15 protein-coding genes are annotated in these 14,985 nt (G+C 68.9%); 9 read left to right on the forward strand and 6 right to left on the reverse strand.

What is annotated here, in order from left to right; translation table 11 throughout:
* Positions 1-172: 172 nt before the first annotated feature.
* On the reverse strand, positions 173-1,750 hold the full coding sequence (locus AB0M48_RS45085) for a cation acetate symporter (RefSeq protein ID WP_363855406.1): 1,578 nt from the start codon (positions 1,748-1,750) through the stop codon (positions 173-175).
* Positions 1,747-2,157, reverse strand: coding sequence for a DUF485 domain-containing protein (locus AB0M48_RS45090; protein WP_363855409.1), 411 nt, complete (start codon positions 2,155-2,157; stop codon positions 1,747-1,749). The genes AB0M48_RS45085 and AB0M48_RS45090 overlap by 4 nt, the downstream gene beginning before the upstream one ends.
* A 334-nt stretch (positions 2,158-2,491) precedes the next feature.
* Between AB0M48_RS45090 and AB0M48_RS45095 the strand changes: the two genes are divergently transcribed.
* The 5 genes from AB0M48_RS45095 to AB0M48_RS45115 all read left to right on the forward strand — a co-directional run bounded on the left by AB0M48_RS45095 (position 2,492) and on the right by AB0M48_RS45115 (position 7,425).
* The gene (locus AB0M48_RS45095) at positions 2,492-5,113 is read left to right on the forward strand and encodes a nitrate- and nitrite sensing domain-containing protein (protein ID WP_363855412.1); all 2,622 of its coding nucleotides are present in this window, start codon (positions 2,492-2,494) and stop codon (positions 5,111-5,113) included.
* Positions 5,110-5,529, forward strand: coding sequence for a roadblock/LC7 domain-containing protein (locus tag AB0M48_RS45100; RefSeq protein WP_363855415.1), 420 nt, complete (start codon positions 5,110-5,112; stop codon positions 5,527-5,529). The genes AB0M48_RS45095 and AB0M48_RS45100 overlap by 4 nt, the downstream gene beginning before the upstream one ends.
* A gap of 78 nt (positions 5,530-5,607) precedes the next feature.
* Complete coding sequence (locus tag AB0M48_RS45105) at positions 5,608-6,078, forward strand: DUF742 domain-containing protein (protein WP_363855418.1); 471 nt, start codon at positions 5,608-5,610, stop codon at positions 6,076-6,078.
* On the forward strand, positions 6,059-6,676 hold the full coding sequence (locus tag AB0M48_RS45110) for an ATP-binding protein (protein WP_363855421.1): 618 nt from the start codon (positions 6,059-6,061) through the stop codon (positions 6,674-6,676). The genes AB0M48_RS45105 and AB0M48_RS45110 overlap by 20 nt, the downstream gene beginning before the upstream one ends.
* 182 nt (positions 6,677-6,858) lie before the next feature.
* On the forward strand, positions 6,859-7,425 hold the full coding sequence (locus AB0M48_RS45115) for a Uma2 family endonuclease (RefSeq protein ID WP_363855424.1): 567 nt from the start codon (positions 6,859-6,861) through the stop codon (positions 7,423-7,425).
* 7 nt (positions 7,426-7,432) lie between these two features.
* On the opposite strand, the gene AB0M48_RS45120 is transcribed toward AB0M48_RS45115, so the two are convergent.
* A complete protein-coding gene (locus tag AB0M48_RS45120; protein WP_363855427.1) occupies positions 7,433-7,897 on the reverse strand; it encodes a hypothetical protein in 465 nt (154 codons plus the stop codon).
* A 140-nt stretch (positions 7,898-8,037) separates the two neighbouring features.
* On the opposite strand from AB0M48_RS45120, the gene AB0M48_RS45125 reads away from it, so the two are divergent.
* Together AB0M48_RS45125 and AB0M48_RS45130 are read left to right on the forward strand one after the other, a co-directional pair.
* Positions 8,038-8,502 (forward strand): transcriptional regulator, encoded by a 465-nt coding sequence (locus AB0M48_RS45125; protein ID WP_319987113.1) that lies wholly within the window; start codon positions 8,038-8,040, stop codon positions 8,500-8,502.
* A gap of 9 nt (positions 8,503-8,511) precedes the next feature.
* A complete protein-coding gene (locus AB0M48_RS45130; RefSeq protein ID WP_363855431.1) occupies positions 8,512-9,615 on the forward strand; it encodes an ankyrin repeat domain-containing protein in 1,104 nt (367 codons plus the stop codon).
* Here AB0M48_RS45130 and AB0M48_RS45135 read toward each other — a convergent pair.
* The 3 genes from AB0M48_RS45135 to AB0M48_RS45145 are packed head-to-tail and all read right to left on the reverse strand — an operon-like array spanning position 9,594 to position 12,215.
* The gene (locus AB0M48_RS45135) at positions 9,594-10,511 is read right to left on the reverse strand and encodes a COX15/CtaA family protein (protein ID WP_363855434.1); all 918 of its coding nucleotides are present in this window, start codon (positions 10,509-10,511) and stop codon (positions 9,594-9,596) included. The two genes, AB0M48_RS45130 and AB0M48_RS45135, sit on opposite strands and share 22 nt — an antisense overlap.
* Before the next feature lie 19 nt (positions 10,512-10,530).
* Positions 10,531-11,229: an ABC transporter permease gene (locus AB0M48_RS45140; RefSeq protein ID WP_363855501.1), complete on the reverse strand. Its 699-nt coding sequence runs from the start codon at positions 11,227-11,229 to the stop codon at positions 10,531-10,533.
* Between the two features lie 56 nt (positions 11,230-11,285).
* The gene (locus AB0M48_RS45145; protein ID WP_363855437.1) at positions 11,286-12,215 is read right to left on the reverse strand and encodes an ABC transporter ATP-binding protein; all 930 of its coding nucleotides are present in this window, start codon (positions 12,213-12,215) and stop codon (positions 11,286-11,288) included.
* 211 nt (positions 12,216-12,426) lie between these two features.
* On the opposite strand from AB0M48_RS45145, the gene AB0M48_RS45150 reads away from it, so the two are divergent.
* Positions 12,427-12,969: a DUF998 domain-containing protein gene (locus AB0M48_RS45150; RefSeq protein WP_363855440.1), complete on the forward strand. Its 543-nt coding sequence runs from the start codon at positions 12,427-12,429 to the stop codon at positions 12,967-12,969.
* Entirely contained in the window at positions 12,966-14,951 is a 1,986-nt protein-coding gene (locus tag AB0M48_RS45155; protein WP_363855443.1) for a glycosyltransferase, read from the forward strand. The genes AB0M48_RS45150 and AB0M48_RS45155 overlap by 4 nt, the downstream gene beginning before the upstream one ends.
* Positions 14,952-14,985: the final 34 nt, after the last annotated feature.

The raw sequence follows: 14,985 nt of genomic DNA on the forward strand, positions 1-14,985 counted from the left end.
AAACTCAAGCTAGGGCGTGTCCCGTAAGTCCGTTCGATGAGAGTCACGGTCGAGAGACCCGGAGGCGGTGCCGCCGCAATGCCCTCATACCGGGCGTATTCGGGCTTTGCGGCCGTGCCGTCTCCGGGGCCCTCGGCCGCGACTATCGCGGACGAGACTGACGGGACACGCCCTAGCGCAGGCCTGAGCCGATGCCGGTCAGGCCGCGCACCTCCATCTCCGCCTGCTTGGCCGCGTCCGCCTTCTCGCCGCCGAGGACCGTGCCCAGGAACCCGGCCAGGAACGACAGCGGGATCGACACGATGCCGGGGTTCGACAGCGGGAAGAACGCGAAGTCGGCGTCCGGGAACACCGACGACTTCGAGCCGGAGATCGCGGGCGAGAAGACGATGAGCAGCACGCACGACGTGAGGCCGCCGTAGATGCTCCACAGCGTGCCGCGCGTGTTGAAACGCTTCCAGAACAACGAGTACAGCAGCGTCGGCAGGTTCGCGGACGCGGCCAGGGCGAACGCCAGGGCGACCAGGAAGGCGACGTTCTGGCCGTTGGCCGCGATGCCGCCGACGATCGCCAGCACGCCCACGCACACGGCGGTGATGCGGGCGACGCGGACCTCGTCGCGCGGGTCGGCGTCGCCTCGCTTGATCACGTTCGCGTAGACGTCGTGCGCGAACGAGGCCGACGCCGTCAGCGTCAGGCCCGCGACCACGGCGAGGATCGTGGCGAACGCCACCGCGCAGACGACGCCGAGCAGGACCGTGCCGCCGACCTGGAACGCCAGCAGCGGCGCGGCCGAGTTCTCGCCGCCGGGGGCGTTGGTGATCTTGTCGGTGCCGACCAGCGCCATCGCGCCGAAGCCGATGACCAGGGTGCACGAGTAGAAGATCGCCATCATCCACGTCGCCCACACCACGGACTTCCGCGCCTCACGGGCGTTCGGCACCGTGTAGAAGCGCATCAGCACGTGGGGGAGAGACGCGGTGCCGAGAACGAGCGCCAGGGCCAGCGAGATGAAGTCGATCTTCGACAGGTCCGTCGCGCCGTACTTCACCCCCGGCGAGAGCACGGCCTCGCCCAGCGGCGAACGCTGCGACGCGCGGTCGAGCATCGAGGAGATGTCGAACCCGAACTTGCCGATCAGGAAGATCGTCAGCAGCGACACGGTCAGGAGCAGCAGCACGGCCTTGATGATCTGCACCCACGTGGTGCCCTTCATGCCGCCGACCAGCACGTACAGCACCATGACGATGCCGACGACCGCGATGATGATGGCCTGGCCGATCTTGCTGTGCACGTCCAGCAGCAACGCCATCAGGCCGCCGGCGCCCGCCATCTGCGCGATCATGTAGAAGAGCGAGATGACCAGCGTCGAGTTCGCCGCGGCCGCGCGCACGGGCCGCTGGCGCATGCGGAACGCCATGACGTCGCCCATGGTGAAACGGCCGGTGTTGCGCAGCCGTTCCGAGATCAGCATCAAACCGATGAGCCAGGCGACGACCCAGCCGATCGAGTACATGAAGCCGTCGTAGCCGTTCACGGCGATCGCGCCGGAGATGCCCAGGAACGACGCCGCGGACAGGAAGTCGCCCGAGAGCGCGATGCCGTTCTGCGTGCCCGTGAAACTGCTGCCCGCCGCGTAGTAGTCCGACGCGCTCACGTTCCGGGTCGAGGCCCGGTACACGATGTAGAGCGTCAGCAGCACGAAGATGCCGAAGACGGACAGGTTGATCGCGGTGTTCGCCCCGGTCACGCGAGCTCCTCATCGGTTTCCACGAGCGCGCGCACCTTGTCGACCTGGGGGTCGAGCTTCCGCTTGGAGTAACGCGAGTACGCCATTGTGATGATGACCGTCGTCACGATCTGGAGGAATCCCATCGTCAAGCCGACGTTCACCGTTCCGAACAGCGGGGTGCTCATGAAGTCGGCGGCGTATGCCGAAAGCAATACGAACGTCACGTACCAAGCGAGGAACAGCAGCGTCGCCGGGAGAATAAAGCGCTTCACCCGCCGCTTCAGGACGAGGAAATCCTCACTCGTTTGGAGGGCATCGAAATCAGGCTCACCGTCACCATCGATAAGCAATGAGTGATGTGGCTCGTCAAAGGTCGCGAAACCGGGGGTGGCCGGGCGTGACACGGAGGGCAGCGCCTTCGTCATCAACCGCTCGCATTCGTTACGGGGAGTGCCCGGCGAGGCTCCGCGCACACAGCGCGTCCGATCCGGGGTTGGGAGGCGCAAGCGTAACGACGCGTGGCGTTGAGTCAATCCCCGGAACCCGCAGGACCACCCCAAAAGGTCCAGTGTCACCCTCAGTGATCGATCGTGCACGCCCAAGGTCGTTGTCGCGCCACGCCCTCTGGCCTACTATCCGCTCACACCCGATACGGCTGATGGAGATATCGAGCTGCGGGGGACATCGACTCGCGGGGATTCACCAGGCCAGGAGGTAGCCGAAAGTGGGGCACTTCGAACGCGCCTTGGGGATCATTTCGTGAATGTCGAGTGGAGAAAGATCAGCGACTGGCGCAACTGGCGCCTGCCCGTCAAGCTCGGCGTCGTGCTGCTCGTCCCCGTGGCGGTGGCCGTCGGCGCGGGCACACTGCAGATCTCCGGTTACGTCGACCGGTCCGACAACTACGTGCAGATGCAGGGCCTGGTGCGGCTGAGGGCAGATCTCGCGCCTTTGATCTCCAGCATCCAGCAGGAGCGCACGCTCGCCGCGCAGAGCGCGACCAGCGGTTCCGGCGTCGGCGCCTACCAGAACCAGATCAGCGCCACCGACAACGCCGCCTCGACGGTGCGCCGCCGGATCGACCGCACCGACGGCGTCAGCGACGTCTCCCGCCAGCGCTTCGCCGAGGTCGGCGGCCAGCTGGAGACGCTCAAGAACCTGCGGGAGAAGGTCGCGCAGGGCGGCGACGGCGGTGACCCGTCCGGCGGCACCTACGGCTACACCGCGATCATCAAGTCGCTGCTGGACTTCGAACAGGCGCTCGTCGGCCAGTTCAACGACAACGCCATCTCGGGCACCGCGATGGCGCTGCACAACATGGTCATCGCGCAGGAGCAGGTCTCGCTGCAGCACGCGTTCGTGCTGGCCGGGATCGGCCGCGGCAAGCTCCTCGGCCCCGAGGTCCGCGCGCTGGAGCAGTCCGACATCCGCCTGCAGGACCGCCTGAACGACTTCCAGGCCATCGGCACCACCGAACAGCGCCGCGTCTACGACCAGACCGTGACCGGTGCCGCCGTCGCGAACCGCTCCGCGCTGGTGGAACGCGCGCTCACCCAGCCGGAGGGCACCCCGCCGCCCCCGACGCGCCCCGGCCAGCCCAAGCCGCCGCAGGAGTTCGGCATCGCCGTCGACGACTGGAACAAGTCGTCCGGCACCACCGCGCGCCTGATGGAACAGGTCGTCCGCGAACTGCAGGACGAGCTCGCGAACACCGCCGGCGCCCTGCAGGACGACACGTCCAACAAGGCGGGTGCCGCCGCGGTCATCCTGCTCGCGATGCTGCTCATCGCCGGCACGCTCGGCTTCGTCATCGGCCGCTACCTGCTGCGCTCGCTGTCCGAGCTGCGCCGCTCCGCCCTCGACGTGGCGCACCACCACCTCCCCGAGGTCGTCGCCGCCATCCGCGCCGACCGCAAGCCCGACACCGAGATCGAACCGGTGCCCGTGCACACCAGCGAGGAGTTCGGCCAGCTGGCCCGCGCGTTCGACGCCGTGCACGAGCAGGCCATCCGGGGCGCGGTCGAGCAGTCGTCGCTGCGGTCGGGGATGAGGAACATCTTCGTCAACCTGTCGCGCCGCTCGCAGGGCCTCGTCGAGCGCCAGCTCAAGCTCATGGAGGAGCTCGAGCGCCACGAGGAGAACCCCGAGCAGCTCGCGAACCTGTTCAAGCTCGACCACCTCGCCACGCGCATGCGGCGCAACAACGAGAACCTGATGGTGCTGTCCGGCAGCGACGTCGCCCGCCGGTTCCACCAACCCGTCCCGCTCGCGGACGTGCTGCGCGCCGCCGCGTCGGAGATCGAGCACTACCAGCGGGTCGTCGTGAAGTCGACGCCGTCGGTCGAGATCGTCGGCTACGCGGCCAGCGACCTCGTGCGTCTCGTCGCGGAGCTGCTGGACAACGCCACCGCGTTCTCCGCGCCCACGACCCAGGTCGTGATCGGCTCGCGGGTCGACCAGCAGGGCGCCGTGCTCGTCGAGGTCGCCGACCAGGGCATCGGCATGGGCCCGGCCGAGCTCACCGAGGCCAACGAGCGGCTCTCGACCGGCACCGAGGAGGACGTGCCCGTCTCGCGCCAGATGGGCCTGTTCGTCGTCGGCAGGCTCGCGGGCCGCCACGGCATCACCGTCCGGCTGCGCGGCGCGGGAGAGGGCCGCGAGGGCCTGCGCGCCTTCGTGCTCGTGCCCGCGGAGCTCGTGCGCTCCCACGAGGAGGCCCCGGCGCCGTCGCAGCCGAGGCACGCCGCGCTGCCCCAGCCGAAGGCCGTCCTCCCCAGGCAGCCGCACGTCGTCGTGAAGACGCCGAACCTGGCGCCGCCACCCGCACCCGCGCCGGCCATCGACAGCCCGCGCGAGTCCGCCGAGTGGTCGTCGTTCCGCGGCGCCGCGATCGACGAGTCGCTGCCCCAGCGCGCGCCGCGACCCGCGTCGGCACAGCACAACGGTGTGCCGCACGAATCGCCGAACGAGACGACGTCCTCGTGGTTCAGGGGCGCGATCTCGGGCGAACCGGTCAACGGCGATCATTCGCCGGCACGATCCCATCCCGGACCCTCACCCGCGTCGTCACCGTCGGTAGTGGCATCCTGGTTCGGCAAGAAGCCCGGGGGGACGGTCTGGGAACAGGCCGGAGACCCCGTCACGGACGCGGGGGAGACCGATGCCGGGTTGCCGAAACGGGCGCCGCGCAAGAACCTGCTCCCCGACCTCGTGGAACATTCCGAGAACAACGCGCGTCCCGCTGTGAGCCAGAAGCGCGATCCGGAACGAGCGCGAGGCTTTCTCGCCAGCTACCAGACGGGCCTGCGCCAGGCGCCGCTCGGCGGCAACGGGAACAGAAGCGGCCAGGGGAACGGCCAGTACAACGGGGAGAAGGCATGAGCACGCCTCAGTCGCGCCAGGTCGACCAGTTCGGCTGGTTGATCACGAACTTCACCGATCGCGTGGCCGGTGTCGCCCACGCGATCGTGATCTCGGTGGACGGCCTGCTGCTCACCAAGTCGACGGGTCTGCCGCCGGACCGCGCGGACCAGTTGTCCGCCATCGCGTCGGGAGTCACGGCCCTCACCGCGGCCGCCTCGCGATGCTTCGAAGGTGGCGGAGTGTTGCGCACCGTGATCGAGATGGACTACGGGATCATGCTTCTCATGTCCATTCGCGACGGCTCTTGTCTGGCGGTGCTCGCCGCCCCCGACAGCGACGTCGGCCAGGTCGCCTACGAGATGACCGTGGTCGTCGACCAGGTGGGCCAGATCCTCACCCCCGAACTGCGAGCGCAGCTGCACAGCGTGAGGTGATCCATGAGCTCCTCCCCAGACGCGCACCGACGGCGAAAGCGGGCCGAAACGCCCGCCGAGCAGACGTTCGCCGACCTGATGAACGGGTTCTCCCTCAATTCGGGCCGGAAACGGGCGCCCACGCCGGACCAGGTGCCCGTGCGGGAAGCGACTCCCGTTGTACCGCAAGAAGAAGTCCGGGTGTTCGAGCCCTCCGTCCAGGAGGCTCACGACGCCTCGATCGTTCGTGCATATGCCTGGACGGGTGGGCGCACTCGGTCGAACATCGACCTCGAGATCGAGACACTTGTCTCCGCCAATGATCAGAGTCGGCAGTCTGCAGGTATCTTGCAGGCTGAGCACCAACGCGTTGTCGAGCTGTGCCACTCCCCGCGATCCGTCGCGGAGGTGGCCGCACTGATGCGCCTCCCGCTGGGAGTCGTGAAGGTGCTGCTCGGCGACATGGCGGAACGAGGGCTGGTGGACGTGCACCAGACCGCTTCCGCAGGCGGTGACACGCCAGACCTCGGGTTGATGGAGAGAGTGCTTAGTGGACTACGTCGGCTCTAGATTTCCCGAATTCGGCCCTCCCGGGCCGCCCGGTCGGGAGCTGACCTCGGCCAAGATCGTCGTCGCCGGTGGCTTCGGCGTGGGCAAGAGCACCTTCATCAGGTCCATCGTGGAGAACGATCTCCTGACGATGAACGCACTCCCGCCGGAACGCGCGGGTGCCGTGACAGAGCTGGTGCGCATCCAGTTCGGCCGCGTGTGGCTCGATCCGGGCCTCGCGCTGCACCTCTTCGTGGCGCCGCAGTGGCAGGACCCGCGCGCGGGCTGGGGCGACGTGGTGCGCGGCGCCGTCGGTGCCGTGGTGCTGTTCGACGTGATGCGCCCCGCGGACTCCGTGGACGCGATGCGGTACTTCGAGGACCACCGCATTCCCTACGTGCTCGCTCTGAACAACGTGCACTCCTCGGTCCGGTCGGACGTGAAGGCCATCATCCGCGGGATGGGCATCTCGCCCGACGTTCCCGTGCTGAACTGCGACCCGCGCGTGCGGCTTTCCGTGCGGGAGACGCTGATCTCGCTGACCGAGCACGCGAAGCTGGACCGGTGGCGCCGGCGTGCCGGGCCGGACGAGACCACTCCGCTCGCGCCCGTCTGCTGACTTGGAGCTTCTCCAAGCGCTCACACGTTCTGGTTGATCGGCCTGAGCAACTGGCGTTGGAAGGCTTCTGCCTTTTAGCGTCGGTTCTCGTGGTTCGTCGTTGCTGTGGCGATGGCGGACGCACGTGCCACACTGAAACTGTGGGTCGACCGGAGTCAGAGAGCCAGTCAAGGGGTGAGGCAGTGACCACCGCGCGGCGTCTGGACGGCTACACGCTGGACGACTGGGAGAGTCTTGACCCCCAAGAGGGCCGTCGCATCGAGCTGGTCGACGGGCGGTTCGTCGTGAACGCCGCGCCCGCGGCCAAACACCAGCGAGTCGGCGACAGGCTGGCACGAATCCTCGACGACGCCGTCGCCTCGGAGGGCATGGAGGCGCTGACTGCCATCGGTGTCAGGGTTGGTCAGCACTTCGGCTACATCCCCGACGTGGTGGTGACGACTGAGCGTGTCGAGACCGTGTCCGTCGAAGTCGCGAACGTCGCACTGGTGGTCGAGATCGTCAGCCCGTCCACCAAGAAGAGCGACCGGCTGGAGAAGCCCGCCGCTCTCGCCGCGGCCGGCGTGCCCGCGTACTGGCGGGTCGAGCTCGACGTCGCGGATGGTCCCGTCATCTACTGCCACCGGCTGAACGGTGACGTGTATTCGGACGTCGTGACGCTGACACCGGGCAATCAGCAGCCCGTGCTCGTCGCGGGCACGATCTCCGTCACCTTCGATCCAGCCGATCTCCACAAGCCTCGTCGCTGAGCGAGGCCTAGGCCCGCAGGTCGGCCAACTGCCGCGTGTGCACGGGCACGTGGTTCCCGGCGAGACCGTTGACCAGATCGGCGAGCGCGACCGGCTGATCCAGCACGACCTCGTCGTTGGACATGAGGAACGACGGCACCAGCACCGCGGCGGCCTGCTCGCAGAGCTGATCGGCGATGTCGCAGAGCACGGCCGCCTGGTCGCGGACGTGGCTGATCAGGCTGGCTCGACCGGAGTGCTCGGCGATGATCCGCTCGAGGTTCCAGCGGTCGAGGCAGATCCGGTTGTCGAAGGTGGGGCGTGCGCCGGACGCGACGCCGAGCGCGACGGCGGCGGTCGCCGCGTCGACGCTGAGAACGTGGGCCAGCACCTGGTCGGCGTTCCAGCCTCCGTCCGCGGCCTCACCGAGGTCGGGTGCCGCAGCCCCGTCGAAGAACTTCTCGTAGGCGCTGCGCAGTGCGGTCGTGTCCATCGGGTACGTCCCTGTCGATGTCAGAGGTGATGTGCAACCGATGGTTGCACTTCCCGACGCACACCGCAACCGCCTGATTGCACATACCGTTGACAAGATCGCTACGATAGTTTCAGTGTCGACCGAAAGGGATCACTGAGATGAGCGTCGGACGCGAGACCCGACTGTCGGCCTGGATCGAGCGGTTCGCGGCCCACTTCGCCGAGGAGGGCATTCCGCTGATCGGCGGCCGCATCCTCGGCTACCTGCTGGTGTGCCAGCCGGTCGAGCGCACCGCGGCCGAGCTCTCGCAGGAACTGGAGGCCAGCAGCGGGTCGATCAGCACGAACCTGAAGTACCTGGTCAACGTCGGCCTGGTGACCAAGCGGACCCGGCGCGGGCGGCAGGCGGCCGAGTACCGGATCAACGAGAAGGCCTGGACGGACTTCATCCAGCGCAAGCTCAACGCGATCGCCAGCGTCCAGACGCTGACCGAGGACGGCATGCGCCTGCTCAGCGGCGACCCGGAGCGTTCGATGCGGTTGCGGACCGTCGACCACATCTACGGTTGGCTCTCAGAGGAACTGCCCGCTTTGTGGGAGCGCAGGCCCGCCGCACCGAAGTAGCGTGGTGCCATGTGGCACCCGTTTCGCGATGACGTCGAGTACTACGAGGAGCGGGCCCGGGGTCTGCTCGCCTCCGCGTGGGACGGCGTGCCGGGTGCGCTGGAAGTCTTCGACGACGTGCCGCTGACGGACGAGGGCGCGCACATGGTGCTGGCCAGGGCCCACGGCTGCGAGGACTGGAAGGCGCTCAAGGCCAACATCCGCAAGCCGCGGCCGTTCGCCCGCGCCTACCAGGCCATCGAGATGCAGGACGCCGGTGAGCTCAAGGCGATCATCACGCGCGACCCGTGGCTCGTGAAGGCCAGTGGCACCAACGGGAACGACCTGCTCGGCCTCGCGACGGCGAAGTGCGACGAACGCCTGGTCGAGGTGTTGCTGGGCGCCGGCGCGGACATCGACCACCAGAACGTGCACGGCTGGACGGCGCTGCACCAGGCGGCCTACGCGGATCTTCCCGGCATGGCCAGGTTGCTGCTGGGCAAGGGCGCCCGCACCGACTTGGACGCCCGCGGCGAGGGCGGTACCCCGCTGACCGTCGCGTTGTTCTGGGGCAACAGGGAGACCGCCGAACTGCTGGCGCAGCACGGAGTCCACCCGCCGAACCTGCGCACGGCGGCCGGCCTGGGCGACCTGGACCTCGCGGCCGAGCCGGAGGCGAGGCGCGGCTACTACCGCCCGCACAGCGGTTTTCCGCGCTGGTGGCCGACGAACGACCCGCAGGAGGTGCTCGACGAGGCGTTGTCGTGGGCCGCCCGCAACGACCGCACCGAAATCCTGGGAGACCTGCTCAAGCGCGGGGCCAGAATCGACGCGGACGTCTACCGCGGCACGGCGCTCGCGTGGGCGGCCTGGTGCGGGCTGGAGAACGCCACGCGCACGTTGCTCGACCTGGGTGCGAATCCCAACCAGCGCACGACTTTCGGCGGCCCGATGCACGGCGAAGGCGTGACGGCGCTGCACCTCGCGGCCGAACGCGGCCACCTGCCGGTCATCCGGATCCTGCTCGACGCGGGCGCCGACCGGACCATCACCGACGTGAACTTCGAGGCCACGCCCGCGAACTGGGCCGGTCACAACGACCAGCGTGAGGCTCAGGCCTTGCTGAGCGCCTGATCGTCCGAAGCGGGCAGCTCGACCTCGTGCGTGCGTTCACGCGACGACGTCCACAGTGCCGCCGTGGCAACGACGACCGCACCGGCACCGAGCACGTGGATCGACACGAGCACCTCGGGCACACCGGTCCAGTACTGGACCATGCCCAGGGCGCCCTGAGCGAGCACGACGCCGACGAGCGTCCAGTAGGAGCGGGTGCGGGTGAAGAACCCGACCGCGATCAGCAGACCCAGGAACAGGAACAGCAGATCCGCGTGGATCTGTGCGAGCGTCTCCACCTCGACACCCAGGCGCGGCGTCGACGCGTCACCGGCGTGCGGCCCGGCGGCCGTCACCCAGGTGCCGGCGAGCAGCAGAGCGCCCAGCACGACGGCCATGACGACCTGGAGCCTCATCAACGGCGCCGGCACCTTCAGCCGGACCGGGCCGTCGCCCTCGGACAGCGAGCTCACGAGGAGCACGGCCATCCACACCAGGCCCATCGAGATCATGAAGTGGATCGACACGGTGTACCAGGCCAGGCCCGTCAGCACCGTGATGCCGCCGACGACCGCCTGCACGGCCACACCGACGAGCTGGACGAGCGAGAGCACGAGCACCCGCCTGCGTCGCGGCAGGTGGAACCACGCCGCCAGCACGCACAGGCCCGCGATGATGCCGACGACACCGGTCAGGGTGCGGTTGCCGAACTCGACCCACTGGTGCAGGGCCGCGACCTCTGGGTGCTCCACCGGGACGACGCTGCCGTCGACGCACTCGGGCCACGTCGGGCAGCCGAGCCCGGAGCCGGTCACGCGGACGATCGACCCGGTGACCGCGATTCCGGCCTGCGCGATGACGACGGCAATCGCGAAAGCGCGCTGCCAGGACACGAGGAAGGCGGTCAGCTTCGACACGCCTTGATGGTAGGTCCAGTCAGGTCAAGCGAGTCGTCCGGGTGGCCAACGCCCCCGCGACAACACCCCAGGCCACGAGCACTGCGACCGGGCCCACACCCGGCGCCGTGCCGTGCACCACAGAGGTTTCCAGCGCCTGGGCCAGAGCGGCCGACGGCAGCAGGTGCACGAACCCGACCGGCACCGACAGCGCCACACCGCCGACCATCAGCAGCACGAACCAGATGATGTTCGCCAGGGCCAGCACAACGTCGGCCCGCAGCGAGCCGCCCAGCAGCACGCCCAGCGCGCCGAACGTCAGCGTGCCCAGGACGATCAGCAGCACCACCCACGGCAGGCCGCTCAACGGGAAGCGCCAGCCCAGGACCAACGCCGTGACCGCCAGCAACGCGATCTGGAGCGCGACCACGACAAGCGCGCCGCAGACCCGTCCGGCCACCAGCAGCCAGCGGGGCAGCGCCGAGGCCGAAAGCCGCTTCATCACGCCGTAACGCCGGTCGAAGCCCAGCGCGATGGCCTGCCCGGTGAAAGCGGACGAGATGATCGCCAGCGCGAAGATCCGCGCGGTGGCGGACCCGACCCGCGGCTCCGGCATCGGGATCACCGACATCAGCGACAACGCCACCAGCAACGCCAGCGGGATGAGCACGGTCAGCAGGATCTGCTCGCCGTTGCGCAACGTCAGCATCGCCTCGGTGCGCGCGTGCACGAACAGCATGCGAGGCAGCGACCCGCGGCCGGGCGAGGGCGTGAAGGTGCCGGGAGCGAAGGTGGTCACGAGCGCAGCTCCCTGCCGGTCAGCTCCAGGAAAACGTCTTCGAGGCTGCGCTTGGCCACCGTCAGCTCCTCGGCCAGCACGCCCTGCTGAGCGCACCACGACGTGACGGTCGAGACGACCTGCGGGTCGATCAGACCCTCCACGACGTACGCGCCCCTCGTCACCTCGCGCACCAACAGCGCCTCGGGCAGTGCGGCGGACAGCAACGTGGTGTCGAGACCGGGCCGGGCGCGGAACCTCAGCTGCTGGTCGTCCGGCCGGTTCGCGGTCAGTTCGGCGGGCGAGCCCTGCGCGACCACGCGGCCCTCGTCGATGATCACGACGTCGTCGGCCAGCGACTCGGCCTCGTCCATGAGGTGCGTCGTCAGGAGCACGCTCACGCCGTCGTCCTTGAGAGCGGCCACCAGGTCCCACACCAGACGGCGTGCCTGCGGGTCCATGCCCGCGGTCGGCTCGTCCAGGAACACGAGCTCGGGACGGCCGATCAACGCGCACGCGAGCGACAGCCGCTGCTGCTGACCGCCGGAGAGCCTCTTGTACGGGGTGCGCACCGCGCCACCGAGCCCGAGGACGTCGATCAGCCACTTCGGGTCGTGCGGGTTCTTCGCGCACGCGGCCACCAGGTTCAGCATCTCCTCGGCGCGGATGCCGGGATATCCGCCACCGCCCTGCGGCATCACGCCGATGCGGGGCCGCAGCGCCTCGGCACCGGCCGGGAGGCCCAGCACGCGCACCGAGCCGTCGTCGGCGGAGCGGAAGCCCTCGCAGATCTCGACGGTCGTCGTCTTGCCCGCGCCGTTGGGCCCGAGCAGGGCGAGAACGGTGCCGGGCTGCTGAACGAGATCGAGGCCGTCGACGGCGGTCTTCGAGCCGTATCTCTTGACCAGCCCCGACACTTCCACCGCAGGCTGGGGATTCGGGCTCACGAGCACGCAGCCTAGGCGGTCGGGACGGCCCTCACGCACCTGGGTCATTCGGCCCATTCGGAGAAGCGGAGCTGAAAAAGGTGGGGCTAGCCCTACCCCGGCGACTCAGGGACACCTCAGGGTCCGCTCGGGGGAGTTCCCCATTGGTTGATCAACGCATTGGCAAGAGACTTTTCCCGTGATCCAAGCGGGGGAGAAAAGACGGGGACCGGTGGTCTGGGGACTGGTGTTCTCACTGGTTCCGGTTTTCTACCTGCATGTGATGTCGGCAGGGCAGCTCAACCCGGTGACGGACGTGATCAGCGACTACGTGTTCGTGGACAACGGCACGGGCTGGCTCGCGGCGACGTCTCTCAGCCTCGCGGCAGTGTCGGCGTTGCTCGCCGTCAACCTGCGCGGTGTAGGCAGGTCAGCGCAGTGGCTGATCGGCATCTGGTCGGCAGGGCTGACCGTGTCGACGATCTTCCCGACCGATCCGACGGGGGCGCCGACGTCCATGTCGGGCTACATCCACCGGTACGCCGGCGCGGTCATGTTCATGGCGTTGCCCGCGGCCGGTGTGCTCATCGCCCGCAAATTTCCGGCCCTGCTCGGTGTCGCAATAACGGCGAGTGTCTCCAGCGCGGCTTTTCTGGTCAGCCACGTTTCCTTCGCCGGTTTCGAGGCGCGCGGACTCACGGAACGCGTTTTGTTCGCATCGCTTTACGGACTCCTTTTCGCCATCGCGGCACTACAGGTGAGGCGCACCTCATGACCATGATCGCCATCACCCTCGCCGTGTTCGGTGCCGTGTGCTTCGCCCTCGCGGCCCGCCTGCAGCACGACGCGATCGCCTCGACGGGAGCCCGTGCCAGCGTTCTGCGGCAGCCCCGGTGGCTCGGCGGGCTGGCGTTGCTCGTCGCCGGTGCCGGGGTGCACGCCGCCGCGCTGGGCATGGCGCCGTTGACGGTCGTGCAGCCGATCGGTGTGCTCGCGATCGGCATGACCGCGTTGATGGACCGCCGTTTCCGTGAGTTGCCGGCGATCCTGCTCACGACCGTGGGCGTGGGAGCGTTCGTGTTGCTCGCCTCGGGCAGTGCGACCGCGACCAGGGTCGTGCCGGACATCGAACTCACCGCCGGACTCGTGACTCTCGGCCTGATCGCGGTGCCGGGCGTGATCGCCGCCCTTACGTCGAACGCACGCGTTCGCGCTGTGGCATTCGCATCAGCCGGTGGCGTCGCATACGCCTACGTGTCGGTGTTGATGCGTGCTGTCTCCCAGTCCGTGCAACAAGGCGGTTTCGGGCTCTCGCACCTCGCGTCGGTGCTCGGCATCGCCCTCTCCCTCGCCGTCGGAGGCTGGCTGGTCCAGCACGCCTACGCCGGCGGACCCCCTCATCTCGCCGTCGCCTGCCTGACCGTGGTGGACCCGCTGGTCGCCGTCGGCCTCGGCGCGTTCCTGCTCGGCGAAGCCGCGCATCTGTCTCCCATGACCGGTGTCGCGCTGTTCGCCTGCGCTCTCGCCGCCGTTTGCGGCGTGTTCGCACTTGCTCGTCAACCTCGTGAAAACATCCGAACGGAGCTTCTCGTGAACACCTCCAGTGCGCTTCGCGTCGTCATCGCCGCCGACACGTTCCCGCCGGACGTCAACGGTGCCGCGCGATTCGCGCAGCGCCTGGCGGTCGGCCTCGCCGAGAAGGGTCACGACGTCCACGTCATCGCCCCGGACTCGCCCAAGGCCACGGAGATCCCCGGTGTCACGGTCCACCGGCTCCGGTCGCACCGGCTGCCGTTCTACCCGGACTTCCGCTTCTGCCTGCCGTGGCAGGCCTCCAAGGAAGCCGACGCGCTGGTCAAGTCGCTCAAGCCCGACGTCGTGCACGTGCAGGCGCACTTCGTGGTGGGCCGGTTCGTCCTGAACTCCGCCGTCGCCCAGGGCATCCCGACGCTCGCCACGAACCACTTCATGCCGGAGAACCTGTTCAGCCACGCCCACGTGCCGGCGTTCCTGCAGGGCATGGCCCGCAAGTTCGCCTACCGCGACCTGGCCCGCGTCTTCGGCCGCGCCGACGTGGTGACCGCGCCGACCCCGCGCGCCGTGCAGCTGTTGCACGACAGCGGTTTCCCGGCGGCCGCGGTGCCCGTGTCGTGCGGCATCGACATCGCCCGCTACCAGCGTTCCGTGACGCACAACGACCGCCCGACCGCGTTGTTCGTGGGCCGGCTGGACGAGGAGAAGCGCGTCGACGAGTTCCTGCGCGCCCTGGCCCGCGTGCCCGGCGCGTTCGGCGAGATCGTCGGCGACGGCACCTGCAGGGCGGAGTGGGAACTCCTGGCCCGCGACCTGGAGATCACCGACCGCGTGCGCTTCCACGGCTTCGTCTCCGAGGACGACCTGCTCGACGCCTACGCCCGCTGCGACCTGTTCGTCATGCCCGGTGTCGCGGAACTGCAGAGCCTCGCCACGATGGAGGCGATGGCCGCGGGCAAGCCGGTGATCGCCGCGAACGCCATGGCGCTGCCGCACCTCGTGCACAGCGGCCGCAACGGCTGGCTGTTCGAGCCGGGTGACGTGAACCAGCTGGCCCAGCGCCTGCACACGCTCGTGCACGACGCGCCGATGCGGGCGCGGATGGGCGCGGCCAGCAGCGAGATCATCTCGCACCACGCGCTGGCCACGACGCTGGAGCGCTTCGAGGCGCTGTACGCGCGGGCGATGGGCCGGACGGTGCCGGTCATCGCACTGGCGGCCTGACCGCTCAGGGGAGTCGGGGGAGATCGCCGGTCCG

It is taken from the genome of Lentzea sp. NPDC051208 (genome assembly GCF_040682435.1).
Taxonomy (GTDB): Bacteria; Actinomycetota; Actinomycetes; order Mycobacteriales; family Pseudonocardiaceae; genus Lentzea; species Lentzea kristufekii.